General features: G+C 64.8%; 17 protein-coding genes. 5 read left to right on the top strand and 12 right to left on the bottom strand.

The features are described 5' to 3' along the window. Positions 1 to 86 precede the first annotated feature (86 nt). From UP09_RS01695 to pcaF, 5 genes are all read right to left on the bottom strand, one after another. Complete coding sequence (locus tag UP09_RS01695) at positions 87 to 1256, bottom strand: Gfo/Idh/MocA family protein (protein WP_044536279.1); 1170 nt, start codon at positions 1254 to 1256, stop codon at positions 87 to 89. A 15-nt stretch (positions 1257 to 1271) separates the two neighbouring features. Next, positions 1272 to 2126: a shikimate dehydrogenase gene (locus tag UP09_RS01690; protein WP_044536278.1), complete on the bottom strand. Its 855-nt coding sequence runs from the start codon at positions 2124 to 2126 to the stop codon at positions 1272 to 1274. An 18-nt stretch (positions 2127 to 2144) separates the two neighbouring features. After that, positions 2145 to 2744 carry a protocatechuate 3,4-dioxygenase subunit alpha gene (gene pcaG / locus UP09_RS01685; RefSeq protein WP_044536277.1) on the bottom strand — a complete coding sequence of 200 codons (600 nt, stop codon included), beginning with the start codon at positions 2742 to 2744 and terminating at the stop codon, positions 2145 to 2147. After that, on the bottom strand, positions 2745 to 3446 hold the full coding sequence (gene pcaH / locus UP09_RS01680; RefSeq protein ID WP_044536276.1) for a protocatechuate 3,4-dioxygenase subunit beta: 702 nt from the start codon (positions 3444 to 3446) through the stop codon (positions 2745 to 2747). A 105-nt stretch (positions 3447 to 3551) separates the two neighbouring features. Then, positions 3552 to 4760: a 3-oxoadipyl-CoA thiolase gene (gene pcaF, locus UP09_RS01675; protein WP_044536275.1), complete on the bottom strand. Its 1209-nt coding sequence runs from the start codon at positions 4758 to 4760 to the stop codon at positions 3552 to 3554. Between the two features lie 212 nt (positions 4761 to 4972). Between pcaF and mutS the strand changes: the two genes are divergently transcribed. Then, on the top strand, positions 4973 to 7699 hold the full coding sequence (mutS, locus tag UP09_RS01670; RefSeq protein WP_044536274.1) for a DNA mismatch repair protein MutS: 2727 nt from the start codon (positions 4973 to 4975) through the stop codon (positions 7697 to 7699). A 106-nt stretch (positions 7700 to 7805) separates the two neighbouring features. On the opposite strand, the gene UP09_RS01665 is transcribed toward mutS, so the two are convergent. The 5 genes from UP09_RS01665 to UP09_RS01645 all read right to left on the bottom strand — a co-directional run bounded on the left by UP09_RS01665 (position 7806) and on the right by UP09_RS01645 (position 12122). Next, on the bottom strand, positions 7806 to 8603 hold the full coding sequence (locus UP09_RS01665; protein WP_044536273.1) for a hypothetical protein: 798 nt from the start codon (positions 8601 to 8603) through the stop codon (positions 7806 to 7808). 158 nt (positions 8604 to 8761) lie between these two features. After that, on the bottom strand, positions 8762 to 9271 hold the full coding sequence (locus UP09_RS01660; protein WP_044536272.1) for an OsmC family protein: 510 nt from the start codon (positions 9269 to 9271) through the stop codon (positions 8762 to 8764). Positions 9272 to 9328: 57 nt separating this feature from the next. Beyond that, positions 9329 to 10114, bottom strand: coding sequence for an ABC transporter ATP-binding protein (locus UP09_RS01655; RefSeq protein ID WP_044536271.1), 786 nt, complete (start codon positions 10112 to 10114; stop codon positions 9329 to 9331). After that, entirely contained in the window at positions 10114 to 10947 is an 834-nt protein-coding gene (locus UP09_RS01650; RefSeq protein WP_044536398.1) for an ABC transporter permease, read from the bottom strand. Before UP09_RS01650 ends, UP09_RS01655 begins: the two co-directional genes overlap by 1 nt. A gap of 200 nt (positions 10948 to 11147) precedes the next feature. Then, complete coding sequence (locus UP09_RS01645; protein WP_044536270.1) at positions 11148 to 12122, bottom strand: aliphatic sulfonate ABC transporter substrate-binding protein; 975 nt, start codon at positions 12120 to 12122, stop codon at positions 11148 to 11150. Between the two features lie 198 nt (positions 12123 to 12320). Between UP09_RS01645 and UP09_RS01640 the strand changes: the two genes are divergently transcribed. Further along, positions 12321 to 15116: a [protein-PII] uridylyltransferase gene (locus tag UP09_RS01640; RefSeq protein ID WP_044536269.1), complete on the top strand. Its 2796-nt coding sequence runs from the start codon at positions 12321 to 12323 to the stop codon at positions 15114 to 15116. A gap of 141 nt (positions 15117 to 15257) precedes the next feature. Here the strand turns inward: UP09_RS01640 and UP09_RS01635 are convergent, their stop codons facing one another. Beyond that, positions 15258 to 15782, bottom strand: coding sequence for a methylated-DNA--[protein]-cysteine S-methyltransferase (locus tag UP09_RS01635; RefSeq protein ID WP_197082581.1), 525 nt, complete (start codon positions 15780 to 15782; stop codon positions 15258 to 15260). Between the two features lie 90 nt (positions 15783 to 15872). On the opposite strand from UP09_RS01635, the gene UP09_RS01630 reads away from it, so the two are divergent. The 3 genes from UP09_RS01630 to UP09_RS01620 all read left to right on the top strand — a co-directional run bounded on the left by UP09_RS01630 (position 15873) and on the right by UP09_RS01620 (position 19226). After that, positions 15873 to 16235: a DUF1304 domain-containing protein gene (locus UP09_RS01630; protein WP_044536267.1), complete on the top strand. Its 363-nt coding sequence runs from the start codon at positions 15873 to 15875 to the stop codon at positions 16233 to 16235. 138 nt (positions 16236 to 16373) lie between these two features. Next, the gene (locus tag UP09_RS01625; protein WP_044536397.1) at positions 16374 to 17594 is read left to right on the top strand and encodes an ABC transporter substrate-binding protein; all 1221 of its coding nucleotides are present in this window, start codon (positions 16374 to 16376) and stop codon (positions 17592 to 17594) included. A gap of 405 nt (positions 17595 to 17999) precedes the next feature. Further along, positions 18000 to 19226, top strand: a complete 1227-nt coding sequence (locus UP09_RS01620; RefSeq protein WP_044536266.1) for an ABC transporter substrate-binding protein — start codon at positions 18000 to 18002, stop codon at positions 19224 to 19226. Positions 19227 to 19453: 227 nt separating this feature from the next. Here the strand turns inward: UP09_RS01620 and UP09_RS01615 are convergent, their stop codons facing one another. Continuing rightward, entirely contained in the window at positions 19454 to 19879 is a 426-nt protein-coding gene (locus tag UP09_RS01615) for a DUF1330 domain-containing protein (RefSeq protein WP_044536265.1), read from the bottom strand. Positions 19880 to 20051 lie beyond the last annotated feature (172 nt).

The raw sequence follows: 20051 nt of genomic DNA, 5'->3' as shown, positions 1-20051 counted from the left end.
CGCGACCTGAACTCGCGGCGACAACCCCTCATCCGGCGCTGCGCGCCACCTTCTCCCACAAGGGGAGAAGGGAAGTGCGCGCGCGGTTAGAGCATCACCCGCCGTCCCTCATCCGCTGCCCAATACCCCGCGTAATTCACCTTCGTCGTCTCGAACGCCAGCGCGAGATTGGCGAGCGGTTGCCTCCCCGTCGCGACGCACTCCATGAAATCCTGGATCTCCTGCAAGTACCCGCGAGTCCATTCCTCCTCGAGGCAGACATATTGCCAGCCGGTTTTGCGGTCGACCTTCTCGGTGATGTAGACGCTCGCGAGCTTCTCCTCGGAGGTCTGGTAGCTGGTCAGATGGGTGTTCGGCGTGATGTTGGCTAACAGCGAGCCGCCTGAGGTGTAGGTCTCGATCAGATTGCGCACGCCGCCCATGATCATGTCGCCGGAGAACACCGTGGCCTTGGTGCCGTCGGAGAAGGTCGCGGTCAACGTGCCCCAATCCTCGACATCGACCGGATTGGCCTTGATGTAGGTGCGTTCCTCCGGCTTGAGACCAGCGGTGACGTTGCCGACGTCGCAGGTCACGCTGGCGACATGGATGCTCTCTCCTCGCGCGCGGGCCTCGACCTGCTTGAGCCAGAGCACCGCCGAGAGCGGATGGCACCCCATCCGGATCAGCGAGCCGCCGCCAGTCATCGCCCATTGCGCGGCATGCGCGGCGTGCGAACCGGAATGGCTCTCCTCGCCCTTCATGAACAGGATCTTGTCGCGGGTCGCGCGGATGATCTCCGCGGTCTTGGTCACCGCCGGCGCGTAGATCCAGTCCTCGGCATACATGAACAGTTTGCCAGTCTTTTCGATCGCAGCGCGCGTCGTCTCCATCTCCTCCATCACACGCTGGTACATCAGCGCCTTCGGCACATGCTTGCCGATCGGCTGCTGGTCGCCGTCACGGCCGAAATAGCCGCTGAACGGCTTTTCGCAGATCACGTGCTTGCCGGCCTGCATGGCGTCGACGATCATCGCGGCATGCAGATTGGGCGGCGTGCAGATGTCGATGACGTCGAGATCGCGGTCCGCGACCAGCTCCGCAAAACTGCGATAGGCATTCGGGATGGCGTGCTTGCGAGCAAAGTCCACAACATGGTCGCCACGCGCCGCGACCGCCCTGACCTCGACATCGACGCCGTAGACGCGCCGGTACGCGACCATATGCAGCTCCGACACGAAGCCGCAGCCGGCCAGACCGATCCTGAGTTTCGCCATGGGATGCTCCGTGCTTCAGGCCGGCAGAGCGTAGCGTGCAGCCATCACGGCGTCGAATGCATTTCCCATCACGTCAGTCGGCGGCGTCAGTGCCGTGAACAGCGCGAACGCATCCGCCGCGGCATTGATCGCAAGGTCACGTCCGGTCAGGACCGTGGCGCCCGCGGCCTTTGCCGATGTCAGCAACGGCGTCCACAGCGGCGTATAGACGGCATCGGCGACCCACATCGCCTGACGCAGCAGGGCTTCCGGCACCGGACTCTCGCGGTTCGGCAGCATGCCGACCGGCGTTGCGTTGACCAGGCCCGCCGCGCCCTCGAGTGCGGCCGCGATGCTGGTGACGCTGCGCGCCGTCACGCGGCCTTCCAACTGTCCCGCGAGCTGCGCGGCCTTGGCACCATCGGCGTCGAAAATCCTGATCTCGCCGACACCGAGACCCGCGAGCGCAAATGCGATCGCCTTGCCGACGCCGCCGGCACCGACCAATGCGATGGCGCGGCTTGGCGTGGTGGCAAGCAATGGTTCGATCGCGCGCTTGAAGCCTGACGCATCGGTGTTGTGCCCGACCAGCCGTGCGCCATCGACGACAATGGTGTTGACCGCGCCGATCGCGCGGGCGTCCGGCGCGAGGTCGTCGAGCCAATCGACGACGGCTTCCTTGTAGGGAAAGGTGACGTTGACGCCGGCGAAACCAAGCCGCCTGACGCCCTCGAGCATGGCGCGAAGATCCTCGCGTCCGGCGCCCGCGACCTCGATCAGCTGGTAGTGACAGTGAACGCCGAGCGCCGCGGCGGCCTGCTCATGCATCGCAGGCGCGGCCGATTGCGCGATCGGGTATCCAATCAGGCCAGTGAGGAAGCGGTCGCGCATCAATCCTCAAACCCGAGATCAGACGTCGAAGAACACCGTCTCGTTGTCGCCCTGCAGGTGGATGTCGAGCGTGTAGACGTTGCTTGACCCCGCCTTCTTCGCAATCAGCGTGGCGCGGCGATCGGCCGGCACCAGGGCCAGCACGGGATCGGCGGCGTTGCCGGCTTCATCGTCAAAATAAATCCGCGTGTAGAGATGCAGCAGCATGCCGCGCCCGAACACCGCCAGCACGATGTGCGGCGCCTGCGGCTTGCCGTCGGGATCGGGGACGGAGCCCGGCTTGATGGTGTCGAAGGCGTAGCCGCCGCCCGCGTCGGTGCCGCAGCGGCCAAAGCCCTTGAACGAAGAATTCGGCAGCGCGCGCTTGTCCTGCGGATCGGAGAAGCGGCCTTGCGCGTCTGCCTGCCAGATCTCCAGCATCGCGTCCGGCACCACCGCGCCGTCGCCGTCATAGACCTTGCCCTCGACGCGGATACGCTCGCCCGAAGTGTCAGGCGTGAGCAAATTGTTGGTGAAGGCGTCGTTCCATTCATAGGCGCCGTTCGGCGTCAGGCCGTACTTGAAATAAGGACCGACGGTTTGCGACGGCGTGACGCCATCAGGACGCTGATTCGACACCTATTTGGTCTCCATCGGCGTGGCGCTCTGCCCGCGCAGAACGATATCGAAGCGGTAGCACAGCGCCCATTCCGGCTTGGTGTTGTCGAGATCGAACGACGAGATCATCCGCGTCCGCGCCTTCTCGTCGGTCACCGAATTGAAGATCGGATCGAACGGGAACAGCGGATCGCCCGGGAAGTACATCTGGGTCACGAGACGCGAGATGAATGAATGCCCGAACACCGAGAAGTGGATATGCGCGGGCCGCCAGGCGTTGTGGTGATTGCCCCAGGGGTAAGCGCCGGGCTTGATAGTGATGAACTTGTAGTAACCGCTGGCGTCGCTCTGCGTGCGGCCGGCGCCGGTAAAATTCGGATCGAGCGGCGCGGGATGCTGGTCGACGACGTGGACGTAGCGGCCGCAGGCATTCGCCTGCCACAGCTCGACCAGCGTGTTGGGCACGCCGCGGCCGTTTTCATCCAGCACGTGACCATGCACGATGATGCGCTCACCGAGCGGCTCGCCCTTCGCCTGAATGGTGAGATCGTTGTCGTGCTCGCGGACGGTCTCATGGCCGTAGACAGGACCGGTGAGTTCGGAGAGCGTGTGCCGCATCGGGATCAGCGGCTTTTGCGGCGAACGCTTCACCGTGGAGCGATAGGCCGGCGACAGCCGCGCCGGATGCGCCGCAAGCGACTGCAGCGGATACTGTAAGGTCATGGCTGATACCTCCGCAGGTGAGATGCCGGTGAGCCCTGCCGCCGATCATTATAGAACATAACCAATCCTTGGAAGGGCTGTTTTCAGCCCCTCCAAGCCATTGGTTCAGTTCAATTTTTCGATCGCGAGCGCGACACCCTGGCCGACGCCGACGCACATAGTTGCCAAGGCAAGCTTCCCGCCCCGCTTCTCCATGCCGTGCACGGCGGTCAGCGCCAGCCGCGCGCCGCTCATGCCGAGCGGATGGCCGAGCGCGATCGCGCCGCCATGCGGATTGACGAAATCGGCATCCTCCTTGACGCCGAGCTGGCGCAAAACGGCAATGCCCTGCGAGGCGAAGGCTTCGTTGAGTTCGATCAGATCGAAGTCCGACACCTTGATGCCGAGCCGCTCGACCAGCTTGCGCACGGCCGGCACCGGGCCGATGCCCATGATGCGCGGCGGCACGCCGCCAGAGGCAAGCCCGAGGATTCGCGCGCGCGGGGTCAGGCCGTGCTTCTTCACCGCGGCCTCAGACGCCAGGATCATCGCGGCGGCGCCGTCATTGACACCGGACGCATTGCCCGCGGTCACCGTGCCCGGGTTGCGCACGATCGGCTTCAACTTGGCCAATCCTTCGAGCGTGGTCTCGGGACGCGGATGCTCATCCTTGTCGACGGTGATGGGGCCGGCCTTGCCGCCGGGCACCCGGACCGGGGTGATCTCCTCGGCGAAATAGCCTGATGCGATTGCGGCGCCCGCGCGCTGCTGCGAGCGGATCGCGAACGCGTCCTGATCGGCGCGCGAGATCTGGAACTCCTCGGCGACGTTCTCGCCAGTCTCCGGCATCGCGTCGACGCCGTACTGCGCCTTCATCAGGGGATTGATGAAGCGCCAGCCGATCGTGGTGTCGTAGATATCGGCCGAGCGCGAGAACGCTTCCGGCGCCTTGCCCATCACGAACGGCGCGCGCGTCATCGATTCGACGCCGCCGGCGATCGCGAAATCGATCTCGCCGGCGCGGATGGCGCGGCCCGCGGCGCCGACCGCGTCGAGGCCGGAGGCGCAGAGGCGGTTCAGGGTCTGGCCGGGAACCGAATCGGGCAGACCAGCCAGCAGCAGCGCCATGCGCGCGACGTTGCGATTGTCCTCACCGGCCTGATTGGCGCAACCGAAGAACACTTCGTCGACCTGGGTCCAGTCGAGCGTCGGGTGCTTGGCCATCAGCGCCTTGATCGGGGTGGCCGCGAGGTCATCGGCGCGCACCTTGGCGAGCGAACCGCCAAAGCGGCCGATCGGGGTCCGGACGGCATCGCAAATATAGACATCACGCATTGAATTTCTCCCTGAATGCCGTGGTTTAGGCGCTGGATCGCTGGAACTTGGGGCGAGTTTTAGGAGCGTGCCCGCGGCAGGTCAATTGACGCCGATGCGCGTCATCGGCGCATTGCCGTTAGGTCTGTTATGCCCAATGCCGTGGACAGGGTGGAAAACCCCACCTTCACTGGTAGGACCGGCAGACGAAATTCTGTAGTTTCCGCCCCCTCATGACCATTCAACAGCCCATCCCTGTTCCGCCCGAGGCCGCAACCGCCGCAGACACATCGTCGCGCGTCACCCCGATGATGGAACAGTATCTGGAGATCAAGGCGGCCCATCCCGGCCTGCTGCTGTTCTACCGGATGGGCGATTTCTACGAGCTGTTCTTCGAGGATGCCGAGATCGCCTCGAAGACGCTCGGCATCGTGCTGACCAAGCGCGGCAAGCATCAGGGCATGGACATCCCGATGTGCGGCGTGCCGGTGGAGCGCTCCGAGGATTATTTGCATCGTCTGATCGGCGCCGGTCACCGCGTCGCGGTGTGCGAGCAGACCGAGAATCCGGCAGCCGCCCGTGCCCGTGGCAACAAGAGCGTGGTGAGCCGCGGCGTGGTGCGGCTGGTGACGCCGGGCACGCTGACCGAAGACACGCTGCTCGATGCCCGCACTAACAATTACCTGATCGCGATCGCCCGCGCCCGGGGCTCGTCCGGCGCCGACCGGCTCGGGCTCGCCTGGATCGACATCTCGACCTCCGAATTCATGGTGACGGAGTGCGCGACGGCGGAACTCGCGGCGACGCTGGCGCGCATCAATCCGAACGAAGTCATCGTCACTGACGCGCTCTATGGCGACACCGAGCTTGCGCCGACCTTACGCGAACTGCCGGCGGTGACGCCGCTGACCCGCGACGTCTTCGATGGCGCCACCGCCGAGCGGCGGCTGTGCGATTATTTCGCGGTCGCGACCATGGACGGCCTGTCGGCGATGTCGCGACTGGAGGCGACGGCTGCTGCCGCGGCCGTCACCTATATCGACCGCACGCAAGTGGGGAAGCGGCCGCCGCTGTCGCCGCCGACGCGCGAGGCCGCCGGCACCACGATGGCGATCGATCCCGCCACGCGCGCCAATCTCGAACTGACGCGCACACTCGCCGGCGAGCGCCGCGGCTCGCTCTTGGATGCGATCGACTGCACCGTCACTGCTGCGGGCTCGCGGCTCCTCGCACAGCGCCTCGCCGCGCCGCTCACCGATGCTGCTGCGATCGCGCGGCGGCTCGATGCGATCGCGGCCTTCGTCGCAGACAGCGCGGCGCGCGAAGATATCAGGACCGTGCTGAAGGCGGCGCCCGACATGTCGCGCGCGCTGGCGCGGCTATCGGTCGGTCGCGGCGGCCCGCGCGACCTCGCAGGTTTGCGCGACGGCATCCTCGCCGCCGACCAGGCGCTGGAGCTACTGGCGCAGCTTGAAAATCCGCCGCCCGAGCTCGCGACCGTGATGGCGGCGTTGCGCCGCCCCTCGCGCGATCTGGCGCAGGAATTCTCCCGCGCGCTGTCCGAGCAACTGCCGCTGATCAAGCGCGACGGCGGCTTCGTTCGCGAGGGCTATGAAGCCGCGCTCGACGAGAGCCGCAATCTGCGCGACGCTTCGCGCCTCGTCGTGGCCGCGATGCAGGCGCGTTACGCCGAGGACACCGGCATCAAGACGCTGAAGATCCGGCACAACAACGTGCTGGGCTACTTTGTCGAGGTGACCGCGCAGCATGGCGACAAGCTGATGGCGGCGCCGTTGAACGCGACCTTCATCCATCGCCAGACGCTGGCAGGTCAGGTTCGCTTCACCACGTCGGAGCTCGGCGAGATCGAGGCCAAGATTGCCAACGCCGGCGAGCGGTCACTCAACCTCGAGCTTGAGATCTTCGAGCGGCTGAGCGCGATGGCGCTTGCCGTGAGCGACGATCTGCGCAACGCCGCGCATGCCTTTGCGATGCTCGACGTCGCAACCGCGCTGGCCAAGCTCGCGATCGACGACAATTACGTGCGGCCCGAGGTCGACGGCTCGCTCGGCTTTGCGATCGAGGGCGGCCGCCATCCGGTGGTCGAGCAAGCGCTGAAGCGCGACGGCCAGCCGTTCATCGCCAATGCCTGCGATCTCTCGCCCACCCCCGCGCAAAAATCCGGCCAGCTCTGGTTGATCACCGGCCCCAACATGGCGGGTAAATCGACCTTCCTGCGCCAGAACGCGCTGATCGCACTGTTGGCGCAGATCGGCTCTTACGTGCCGGCCTCGCGGGCGCGGCTCGGCATCGTCGACCGGCTGTTCTCGCGCGTCGGCGCCGCCGACGATCTGGCGCGCGGGCGCTCGACCTTCATGGTCGAGATGGTCGAGACCGCGGTGATCCTCAACCAGGCGAGCGAACGGTCGCTTGTTATTCTCGACGAGATCGGCCGTGGGACTGCGACCTTCGACGGACTGTCGATCGCCTGGGCCGCAATCGAGCATCTGCACGAGAGCAACCGCTGCCGCACGCTGTTCGCGACGCATTATCACGAGCTGACCGCGCTCTCGGCCAGGCTGCCGCGGATGTTCAACGCCACGGTGCGGGTCAAGGAATGGCAGGGCGACGTCGTGTTCCTGCACGAGGTGCTGCCGGGCTCGGCCGACCGCTCCTACGGTATCCAGGTCGCGAAGCTTGCCGGCCTGCCGCCGGCGGTGATCGCGCGCGCCAAATCGGTGCTGGCGAAATTGGAAGCACAAGACCGCGGCCAGACCGCACGTGCGCTGGCGGATGACCTGCCGCTGTTCGCCGTGCCATCGCGTGCTGCTGCGGAAGATGTGCCGCCGAGCGAGGCAGAGTTGCTGATGGCAGCCGTGAAGGCGCTGCATCCCGACGAAATGTCGCCGCGCGAGGCGCTGGATGCGCTCTATGCGCTGAAGGCGAAACTGCCGAAGTAGCTCTCTCCGCCGTCATTGCGAGCGAAGCGAAGCAATCCATCCTTCCCCATACGCGGAGGGATGGATTGCTTCGTCGCTACGCTCCTCGCAATGACGGGGGTTAGGTTCATGCCACCCGCTTCCGTCGTCCATTCCACCACAGCGTCAGATTCCAGGCGATGCAGGTGGCGAGCGCGATGCTGAGCCCGATCGCCGAACCGAATTGCAGCACGGCGATATGCAGCACCGCGACACCTAGCCCGAAACCCAGCAGGCCCCAGGCGCTGTTGGCGAGCACGGCGGCGGTCGCCTGCCCTCCGATGCGCGGGTGCAGGATCAGCATCATCGAGGAGAACACGATCGGAAACAGCGCCATCACGCCGGTGACACGCGGACCGACCCAGCCCGACGTCGTGACCACGGTTGCAACCAGGGTCGCGACCAGCGCGGCGCGGAGCGGGATGTCGTACCAGCGCCGCGTGATCAGCGGCATCCTGGCGACGTGCTGATAGGGCTTGAGCAGCGGAACGCAGGCCGCGAAGGTGATGATGTTGACGATCAGGCCGCCGGCCAGCGTCCATTCGAACTGGCGCATGATGGTGGCCAGCACCAGCCACACCGCAATCGCCGTGCCGGCGCTGATCCACATGCTGAAGCGCTGCGCCAGCACCGCATAGACGAGGCCCATCAGAATCGTCGCCGCGTTGACCGGCAGGCTCGCCAGCGCGCCGGCGGCGATGAAGGCCGCGTCATGGTCGAGCGCGAGGAAGGTATAGGAGGGCCCCGCCGAGATCGGCAATGTTGCGACCAGCGCACCGATCACCGGTCCCGAGCGCTCCGTGATGATGGAGGCGCTGACCACGAACGCGGCCGTGATGGCCATTCGCAGCACAAGCGTGAGGAGGAAATGGAGTTCGGGGGGCATGTCTTGAGTTGTCCCGGCGAAGGCCGGGACCCATAACCACGACTGTTCGTGGGGAACGAAAGACGTCGAATATTGGAGTTTCAAACGATGAGGCACGGCGATGGCGATGAGCGCAATTGCGCTCACGCCGGGGCCCCGGCCTTCGCCGGGGCGACGAGCTACACCCGCTTCATCGACACCGACACCTTCGGGCCGTTCTTGATGGTCTGATAGACCACGCAATAGCGCTCGGTGAGTTTCAGCAGCAGATCGAGCTTGTCCTGCGGCGCGTCGGTGCCGACCTCGAAGCGCAGCCGAATCTCGGCGAAGCCGACCGGCGCCTCCTTGTCGACGCCGAGCGTGCCGCGGAAATCCAAATCGCCCTCGGCGAAGACCTTACCGGTCTTCAGCGGCACCTCGACGGCGGTCGCGACCGATTTCAGCGTGACGCCGGCGCAGGCGACCAGCGCCTCCAGCAGCATGTCGCCGGAGCAGAGCTCAAGCCCGGAACCGCCGGTGGCGGGGTGGAGGCCGGCGACCGCGAGGGCGCGGCCGGTCTCGACCTTGCAGGACAGGCTTTCGTTGTCGATCGTGCCCTTGGCTTTCAGCGTGATCACGGCGGCCGAGGGATCGGCCTTGTAGCGTTCCTTGATCGGGGCCTGCATTGCGCGGAGTTCGGCGGAGTCCATGGTTCTGCTCCCGGCTGTTCTTGTTATCCGCCGATGTAAGGCCTTATGGGGCCGATGTCACCACCACATCGCCTCGCCGGCGCTGGATTTGTCCGTGACGTCGCGCACGGAACGGTCCAGCGAACGGTCGAGCGCGGTCAGCACGCGGCGCTTGAAGGTGTCGAACAGCTCGGAATTGCGGTCGCGCGGCCGCGCCAGATTGATGGTGATCGCCTCGAACAGCCGGCCCGGCCGCGGCCGCATCACCAGCACGCGATCGGCCAGCACCACGGCCTCATCGACGTCATGGGTGACCAGGATCAGGGTCGGCCGGGTGTCGGCCCAGAGATCGAGCAGATGGTCCTGCAGGTCGCGTCGCGTGAAGGCGTCGAGCGCGGAGAACGGCTCGTCGAGCAGCAGCACTTCGGGCTGCGGCACCAGCGCGCGCGCAATCGCGACCCGCTGTGCTTGTCCGCCGGAGAGCTCACGTGGCCAGGCATTGGCCTTGTCAGCGAGACCGACGCGGGTCAGCGCGGCAGCGACCCTCGCGCGCCGGACATCGGCGGGAAGGTCGGCGAGGCCGAAGCCGATATTGTCGGCGACGCTGAGCCAGGGCAACAGCCGCGGCTCCTGGAAGACGATGCCGATCTTGGCATGCGGTGAGGTGATCACGGCACCGTCGAGCGTCACGGCGCCCGTGGTGGCGGGATCGAGGCCTGCGATGGCGCGCAGCAGCGTCGACTTGCCGCAACCGGAGCCGCCGATGATGGCAAGGATCTCGCCCGGCTGGATTTCGGCCGAAAAGCGTTCCAGCGCATGGACGCCGTTGGGATAGGTTTTGCCGACATCCTTGAGCGCGAGCATCAGGCCCCTCCTCGCGCGCCGAACGCATCCTGCCAGCGCAACAGCGGCGCGCTTGCGATCTCGATCAGCCAGTCGGTGGTCTTGCCGAGGATCGCGAAGATCACGATCGCGGCGAGGATCTGCGCCGGCTTGCCGAGCTGCTGGCCGTCGATCAGGAGGTAGCCGAGCCCCTCGGACGCCCCCATGAATTCGGCGGCGACCACGAACATCCAGCCCAGGCCGAGGCCAACCCGCAGCGCCACGACGTAGGCCGGCAGCACCGCGGGCAGCAGGATGCGGCGGATCATCGCGGGGCCAGAGAGGCGGAAGATGCGGCCGACCTCGACGATCTTGCGATCGACCGATGCGATCGCGCCCATCACGCCGAGATAGACCGGGAAGAATACGCCGACCGCAATCAGCGCGACCTTGGAGGTCTCGAAGATGCCGAGCCACAGGATGAACAGCGGCACCCAGGCGATCGAGGGAATTGCGCGCAGCGCCTGCACGGTCGGATCGAGCAGCCGCCGCGCCAGGCCCCAATAGCCGGAGATCGCACCCAGGATGGTGCCGGCGACGACGCCGAGCGCGAAGCCCGCGCCGACCCGCCACAACGTCGCAAGGATGTGACGCGACAGCTCGCCGGTTCGCGCCAGCTCGACGATGGTGGCGAAGATCTTTGACGGCGGCGGCACCAGGCGGCCGTTGGACCAACCGAGATGGACGACAAGCTCCCAGCCGAGCGCAACCGCGACCGGCAGCAACAGCCCGAGCGCCGGCCGCGCATGGCGCCACCGCGCCGACACCGCACGCGGCGCGGCCGTCTGTTCCAGCGCGGGCAGGTCAACGGTCATGGCCATAGCAAAAACGACTCCTCGGGCGGGATTGCAAGGTGGGGATGGCCCGCTCCATCCCCACGTCGTCCCGGCGAAAGCCGGGACCCATAACCACAGGACTGCATTGTTGAACAACGCTGTGGCCCCAGCTTGCTCCATCACCACGCCCTGTGGTTATGGGTCCCGGATCGCGCTTCGCTTGTCCGGGACGACAGCTGTTAGTTGGTGGGCAGCGGCACCTGATCGTCGATCAGGGTATCCAGCACAGCCTTCACATCGACCTTGGCATCGACGACGCCGGCCTGCTGCAGCGCGAGGCCGGCGGCGAGGATCGATTCGCGCTGCGGGCTGCCGATCCTGCTGTGGGTCAGCTCGGTGCGCTCCTTGAGCTGCTTGTCGACCACGGCGTCCGGCAACTTGGTCACCGCGATGAAGGTCTTCTTCAGTTCGTCGTAATTCGCCAGCGAATATTTGCGCGCCTCTTCATAGGTCGCGAGCACGCGGCGGACGACGTCAGGATGATCCTTCAAAAACTCCTCGCGCACATTGAGGATGCCCCAGGTGTTGGCGTCGGCCTTGCGATAGAACAGCTTTGCGCCGTCCTCGACTTCGGCCTGTGCCATCATCGGATCGAGGCCGGCCCAGGCGTCGACGTCACCGCGGATCAGCGCGGTCTTGCCGTCGGCGTGCTGCAACAGCACCGGCGTGATGTCCTTCTCGCTCAAGCCGGCGCCGAGCAGCGCGCGGACCAGGAAGATGTGCGGGTCGGTGCCGCGGGTGACGGCGACGCGCTTGCCCTTGAGGTCGGCGACCGAGGCGATCTTGGAATCCTTTGATGTCACCAGCGCGGTCCATTCGGGGCGCGAATAGACATAGATCGACTTGATCGGGTTGCCGTTGATCTTGGCCACCAAAGCGGCCGAGCCCGCGGTCGAGCCGAAATCGATCGAGCCGGCATTGAGGAATTCGAGCGCCTTGTTGGAACCGGCCGACTGCACCCAGACGATGCTGATGCCGTCCTTGGCGAACTCTTTCTCCAGCAGGCCCTTCTGCTTCAGCACCAGCGACACCGGATTATAGGTCGCCCAGTCGATCCGGATCTCCTTCAGCGCATCGGCGGCGAAGGCCGCACCGGGAAACAACGCCGAGACCGCGAGCAGCGCGGCCAACGCGCGCCGGGAAAATATCTGCATTCGTCGATCTCCTTGAGGTGCTTAAGAAACAATCTTTTATTTCAATGAGTTAGGCTTGCGGTCAACCAGAAAATGCATACCCTTTGCGAGGCGGCGCTAGAACACTCTTGCTCGAAGCGGCGCTGAAACAGGATGGGCCTGCTGTCCTCATACTTTGGTCCGTGACAGCAAAGGCTCCGTCCGTTATCGGATTGAAAGATGGACAGCGTCGTAGCCGAGAGCCGCCCTTACGCGGATGATCGTTTCGAGACCGCGCGGATCACCGCTGCGCTCAATGCCCTCGCCGAGAAGCATTCCGGCCGTGAGGACCAGTTCCGTGCCGCGATGGCACAGCTGCTCAAGGCCGAGATGATCGCGGCGCGCGCCAAGGCGCAGGCGCTGCTCTTGAAGGACCGTCACGGCCGCCGCTGCGCCGAGCGGCTCTGCTTCGTGCAGGACGAGATCATCCGCATCCTCTACGCGGCGGCCACCAGGCATCTCTATCACTCGCCGATCCCCTCGGGCGCCGAGCGCATGGCCGTGGTCGCGACCGGCGGCTATGGCCGCGGCCTGATGGCGCCGGAGTCCGACATCGATCTGCTGTTTATCCTGCCCTACAAGCAGACCGCTTGGGGCGAGCAGGTCGCCGAAGCGATCCTCTACTGCCTCTGGGACATGGGACTGAAGGTCGGCCACGCCACCCGTTCGGTCGATGAATCGATCCGGCAGGCGCGCGGCGACATGACGATCCGCACCGCGATCCTGGAAACGAGATTCCTGACCGGCGATCAGCCGCTCTATGACGAACTGGTCGGGCGCTTCGACAAGGAGGTCGTGCAGGGTACTGCGTCCGAATTCGTCACCGCCAAGCTCGCCGAGCGCGAAGAACGACACCGTCGCGCCGGCCAGTCGCGCTATCTGGTCGAGCCGAATGTGAAGGACGGCAAGGGCGGCCTGCGCGACCTGCACACGTTGTTCTGGATCGCCAAATACGTCTACCGCGTGCGCAAGACCGACGAACTCCTCGAGCGCGGCGTGTTCGACGCCCAGGAGTATCGCATCTTCCGCCGCTGCGCCGATTTCCTGTGGTCGGTCCGCTGCAACCTGCACTTCCTCGCCGGACGCGCGGAGGAGCGACTGTCGTTCGACATGCAGCGCGAGATCGCGATTCGTCTCGGCTACACCTCGCATCCCGGCATGCAGGACGTCGAGCGCTTCATGAAGCACTACTTCCTGATCGCGAAAGACGTCGGCGATCTCACCGCGATCTTGTGCGCGAGGCTGGAGGAAGAGCAGAAGAAGCCGGCGCCGGTGCTGAGCCGCATGGTGGCGCGCTTCCGCCCCGGCGGCACCAAGCGGCGGCGAGTGCCCGAGAGCGACGACTTCATCGTCGACAACAACCGCATCAACCTCGCCGCGCCCGACGTCTTCAAGCAGGATCCGGTCAACCTGATCCGGATATTCCGCCTCGCACAGAAGAACAACCTCGCCTTCCATCCCGACGCGATGCGCACGGTGACGCGCTCGCTGAAGCTGATCAACACCCAGCTCCGCGACGACGCGAACGCCAACCGCCTGTTCATGGAGATCCTGACCTCCGACAACGCCGAGATTGTGCTGCGGCGGATGAACGAAACCGGCGTGCTCGGCCATTTCATCCGCGCCTTCGGCAAGATCGTGTCGATGATGCAGTTCAACATGTACCACCACTACACGGTGGACGAGCATCTGATCCGCTGCATCGGCTTCCTGCAGGAGATCGAGCGCGGCAACAGCGACGAGTTCGTGGTCGCGAGCGACCTGTTCCGCAAGATCCGCCCCGAGCACCGCCCAGTGATCTACATCGCGACGCTGTTGCACGACATCGCCAAGGGCCGCCCCGAGGATCACTCGATCGCCGGCGCCAAGGTGGCGCGACGGCTGTGTCCGCGGCTCGGCTTCTCCGCCGCCGACACTGAACTCGTGGCCTGGCTGATCGAGGATCACTTGACGATGTCGACGGTGGCGCAGTCGCGCGACCTGTCGGACCGCAAGACGATCGAGAATTTCGCTGCCGTGGTGCAGTCGGTCGAGCAGATGAAGCTGCTGACCATCCTGACAACCGCCGATATCAGAGGCGTCGGCCCCGGCGTCTGGAACGGCTGGAAGGCGCAGCTCTTGCGCACGCTGTACTACGAGACTGAGCCAGTGCTGACCGGCGGCTTCTCGGAGGTGAACCGCGCCCAGCGCATCGCGGTGGCGCAGGCCGAATTCCGTCAGGCCTTCACCGAATGGCCGGAAGCCGAGCTCAACGCCTATATCGGCCGGCACTATCCGGCCTACTGGCTCAAGGTCGAGCTGCCGCGCAAGATCCGCCAGGCGCGCTTCATCCGCGCCAGCGAGCAGGCCGCGCATAAGCTCGCGATCAATGTCGGCTTCGACGAAATGCGCGGCGTCACCGAGCTGACGATCCTCGCAACCGACCATCCCTGGCTGTTGTCGATCATCGCCGGCGCCTGTGCGTCCGCCGGCGCCAACATCGTCGACGCGCAGATCTACACCACGACCGACGGCCGCGCACTCGATACCATCTCGATTTCGCGCGAATACGACCGCGACGAGGACGAGGGCCGCCGCGCGACCCGGATCGGCGAGATGATCGAGGACGTGCTGGAAGGCAAGCTGCGGCTGCCCGATGCGGTGGCGAAGCGCACCGTGCGCAGCAAGGCGCGCCCCTTCTTCGTCGAGCCCGAGGTCATCATCAACAACCAGTGGTCGGACCGCTACACCGTGATCGAGGTTTCCGGCCTCGACCGGCCGGGCCTCTTGTACCAGCTCACCACGGCGATCTCGAAGCTCAACCTCAACATCGCCTCCGCCCATGTCGCGACCTTCGGCGAACGCGCCCGCGACGTGTTCTATGTCACCGACCTGCTCGGCGCCCAGATCAACGCCCCAACCCGGCAGGCCGCGATCAAGAGCGCGCTGCTGCATTTGTTGTCGAGCGAGGATCAGGCGGCGAAGCCAGCGGCGTAGAGGGCTCGCACTCTCTCCACCCGTCATTCCGGGGCAGCCCGCAGGGCTGAGCCCGGAATCCATTGGCCCACATGTTCAGCGGCGCGATGGATTCCGGGCTCTCGCTTCGCGAGCCCCGGAATGACGACGGAGAAGGTGGAGCTAAACCTCCACCCCCTCGTGCCGCAGCAGCCACCGCTTGCGTTCCAGCCCGCCGCCATATTTCACCAGCGAGCCGTTGGCGCCGATCAGGCGGTGGCAGGGCAGCACGACGCTAATCGGGTTGGAGCCGTTGGCGTGGCCGACCGCGCGCATCGCGTTCGGCGCCTTCAGTCTCGCCGCCAATGCGCCGTAGCTCATGGTGGAGCCGCAAGGAATCTTCGGCAGCGCGTGCCAAACCTTCTGCTGGAACGGCGTGCCGGAAACGCGCCATCTGATCTCGGTGAGCCGATCGAGGTCACCCTTGAAGTAACCGCTGAGCGCGCGCGATAGATCGCGCGGCGCGCGGCCGTCCCGCAATGTCACCGCGCCGTGTTGCAGCCGCAGCAGATCGCGCATTCGTCCTTCGTAATCGTCCCAATCAAGCGCGCGCAACGCACCGTCGTCATCGGTCACCAAGAGCGCCACGCCGATCGGCGTCGGCAAGTGATCGAGGTTGAAGGTTTGAGGCGTTTTGCGGTCGGCCATCGTCATCTCACGGAAATCAGCATCGGTGGATCGCACTTTTCACCACGGCTGTGCTAGCGTCCACCCGAATTCCGGTTGGGGGACCGCATCATGCTCTTGCTCGCCAATGTCCTGGTCGCGGTGGTGGCCGCACTGCACATCTATTTCCTGGTCCTGGAGATGTTTCTCTGGACCAAGCCGCTCGGGCTCAAGACCTTTCGCAACTCGATCGAGAAGGCCACCGAGTCAGCAGTGCTCGCCGCCAATCAGGGGCTCTATAACGGCTTCCTGGCCGCAGGGCTGATCTGGGGCCTGATCCACGGCAATCCCGCCTTCGCGTTCCAGATCAAGATATTCTTCCTGCTCTGCGTCATCATTGCCGGCGTCTACGGCGCTGCGACCGTCAGCAAGCGCATCCTGTATGTGCAGGCCGCGCCCGCGGCGCTGGCGCTGATCCTGCTCTGGCTGGCTTGAGAGGCGCATAGCGCGACATTGCGCGCGGCTGGCATTGCCTTGCAATGCCCCCATCGTTCCTCCATCATCTTCACAACGGTGACATCCGGCGGCCGACGGCTCGCGGACAAGATCATCGGCAACATGGGAGGTCACGACATGAGAAGCGTGCAATTGCTCGCTGCGACTGCGGTTGCCATCGCGTTGTCCGTTACGTCAGCCGCCGCGCAGAAGAAATACGACATCGGCGCGACCGACACCGAGATCAAGATCGGCCAGACCGTGCCGTTCTCCGGCCCTGCGTCGGCCTATGCCGGCATCGGCAAGACCCAGGCCGCCTACCTCAAGATGATCAACGATCAGGGCGGCATCAACGGCCGCAAGCTGAACCTGATCCAGTATGACGACGCCTATTCGCCGCCGAAGGCGGTCGAGCAGGTGCGCAAGCTGGTCGAAAGCGATGAGGTGCTGTTCACCTTCCAGATCATCGGCACGCCATCGAACGCCGCCGTGCAGAAATATCTCAATACCAAGAAGGTGCCGCAGCTGCTCGCCTCCACCGGGGCGTCGCGCTTCTCCGATCCGGTGGCAGCGCCCTGGACCATCTCGTACAATCCGAACTACCAGTCCGAGGGACGCATCTACGCCAAATACATCCTGGCCAATTACCCCAACGCCAAGATCGGCATCTTCTACCAGAACGACGATCTCGGCCGCGATTACATCGCAGGTCTCAAGGGCGGGCTCGGCGACAAGGCTGCGAGCATGATCGTGGCCGAAGTGTCCTACGAACTGACCGACCCCACGGTCGATTCCCAGATCGTCAAGCTGAGATCCGCCGGCGTCGATCTGCTCTATGATGCGTCGACGCCGAAATTCGCGGCACAGGCGATCCGCAAGGTCGCCGACCTCGGCTGGAACCCGGTGCACATCCTCGACATCAATGCGAGCCCGGTATCGGCGACACTGAAGCCGGCCGGTCTCGACATCTCCAAGGGCATCATCTCGACCAACTACGGCAAGGACCCGGCCGATCCGCAGTGGAAGGACGATGCCGGCCTGAAGGCCTACTTCACCTTCATGGACAAATATTACCCTGAAGGCGACAAGCTCAACACCGTCAACACCTACGGCTATTCGACGGCGGAGCTGCTGATCCAGGTGCTCAAGCAGTGCGGCGACGACCTCACCCGCGAGAACCTGATGAAGCAGGTGACCAGCCTGAAGAAGTTCGTGCCGAGCCTCGCGCTACCCGGCATGTCGATCACGACAGGACCGAACGACTATCGCATCAACAAGCAGATGCAGATGATGAAATTCAACGGCGAGCGCTGGGAGCTATTCGGCCCGATCATCGAGGACACCGGACCGGCGGGTTAGATCGAGCCGCGATGGGACCGCGCTCCCTCGCCCCGTTCTTACGGGGCCGAGACGAGCGTAGCTCGCTCTTAGAGGGTTGGGGTGAGGGGCTGTTACCGCACAGACGGTGACAGACGAATTCGCGGAGACTCCCCCTCACCCGCATCGCATCTTCGATGCGATGCGACCTCTCCCCGCACGCGGGGCGAGGTTAGGCAAAGCCGGCGCATCCTCCGCTGCGCCGCTTTCCTTTTGCGCCGCCCCCTACTTTCGTTGACTGAAATCGCTCACCTTTTCGGCATCGCTCGTCTTGCGTTGCAACAGGGGTTCCTCCAGTATCCGGCGCAAGCGATGGCGATCTGCGGGAATTTGGACCCGCGGACGAGATCATCGGCCCAACATCAATCACGTGAGGAACGCAGCATTATGAGGAACGGGATTTTCCACCTGGTCACGGCAACGGCGCTCGCAATCGCGCTGTCGACAACGGCGGCCTCGGCGCAAAAGAAGTACGATTCCGGCGCCAGCGACACCGAGATCAAGATCGGCCAGACCGTCCCTTTCAGTGGACCAGCCTCCGCCTATGCCAGCATCGGCAAGACCCAGGCGGCCTATTTCAAGATGATCAACGATGCGGGCGGCGTGAACGGCCGCAAGGTCAATTTGATCCAGTATGACGACGCCTATTCGCCGCCGAAAGCCGTCGAGCAGGTCCGCAAGCTCGTTGAGAGCGACGAGGTGCTGCTGACGTTCCAGATCGTCGGCACGCCGTCAAATGCCGCCGTGCAGAAATATCTCAACGGCAAGAAGGTGCCGCAACTGTTTGCGGCGACCGGCGCCTCGAAGTTCACCGATCCGAAGAACTTCCCCTGGACGATGGGCTTCAACCCCAACTACTTCACGGAAGGGCGTATCTACGGCCAGTACATCGTGAAAGAATATCCCAACGCCAAGGTCGGCGTGCTCTATCAGAATGACGACCTCGGCAAGGACTACCTGAACGGCTTCAAGGCCGGGCTCGGCGACAAGGCCGCGACCACGGTGGTGTCGGAAGCGTCCTACGAGGTCTCCGATCCGACCATCGATTCGCAGATCCTCAAGATCAAGGATTCCGGCGCGGACCTGTTCTTCTCGGCCACGACGCCGAAGCAGGCGGCGCAGGCGATCAAGAAGATTGCCGAGATCGGCTGGCATCCGGTCCAGATCGTCGACATCAACGCCACCTCGGTCGGCGCGGTGATGAAGCCGGCGGGGCTCGACGCCGCCAAGGGCGTGATCAGCGTCAACTACGGCAAAGACCCGCTCGATCCGACCTGGAAGGACGATGCCGGCCTGAAGCGCTATTTCGACTTCATGGCCAAGTACTATCCCGATGGCGACAAGGACTCGAACTTTAACACCTACGGCTACGCCACCGCGCAGATGCTGGTGACCGTGCTGAAGGCGTGCGGCGACGACCTGACGCGCGAGAACGTGATGAAGCAGGCTTCATCGATGAAGGATGTCACGACCGACATCGCGCTGCCGGGCATCAAGGCCAACACGTCGGCGACCGACTATCGCGTCAACAAGCAGCTGCAGATGATGAAGTTCAACGGCGAGCGCTGGGAGCTGTTCGGCCCGATCCTCGAGGACGCAGGTCCGGCGGGCTAGTGGGATTGCAGATTTGACAGACGATCGGCGGCCTCAACGGGCCGCCGGTTTGTTTTTTGGGCTCGTCACAATCAATCTCTCACCGTCACCCTGAGGTGGTCGCTTCTTCAGCGGCCCTCGAAGGGCGGCGGCCCGACTGTGGCCGCGCACCCTTCGAGGCTCGCAAGGGCTCGCACCTCAGGATGACGGGGATGGAGATCGTCGCGTCCAATCGATTCCTGCGTAGCCTACTTCGGCACCTCGCCGAAATTCTTCCCCACCGGCAGCACGGCGTGCCGGATCAGCCGCGAATCTTCCACCGCGGCCTGACGGTGCTTCACCGCCTCGCGGTAGACGGGATCGCGGATCATCTCGACGAAGGCGCCGACGCTGGGATACTCGGCGATGAAGCAATGGTCCCAGCGCTCGGCCTCGGGGCCGATCAGCATCAGCTCGAACTTTCCCTGCCAGACGATGCGTCCGCCGAGCCGCTCGAACACCGGGCCGCTGTCGCGGCCATAGGCGGCATAGGCTTCGGCGCCGGTCGCTTTGCGGCCGTCGGGATAGGCGGCGTGCTCGCGCAGCCGGACCAGATTGAGCATGTGGATCGGGCCTGGCCGGTCGCTGTCCCGGAACTGTGCGAAAACGTCCTTGGTCGGATCGATGTGGCCCATGCGGTGCTCCTTGTTGTTCCCTGGAGCGCGATCATTCGGTCGCGCTCCATCTCTCTGTTTGAGCATGATCTTTTCGGAAAACCGGTGCCCACTTTTCCGGATCGTGCTCCAACATTTAAGCACGCACCGCCCAACCTCCTAATCCGGCGTTAAGCTTTGCGTAACCGCCCCT

The organism is Bradyrhizobium sp. LTSP885 (assembly GCF_000938305.1).
In the GTDB taxonomy this organism is placed as follows: Bacteria; Pseudomonadota; Alphaproteobacteria; order Rhizobiales; family Xanthobacteraceae; genus Bradyrhizobium.
Note: the sequence above shows the minus strand (reverse complement) of the source record. Positions and strands in the feature narration are given on the sequence as shown.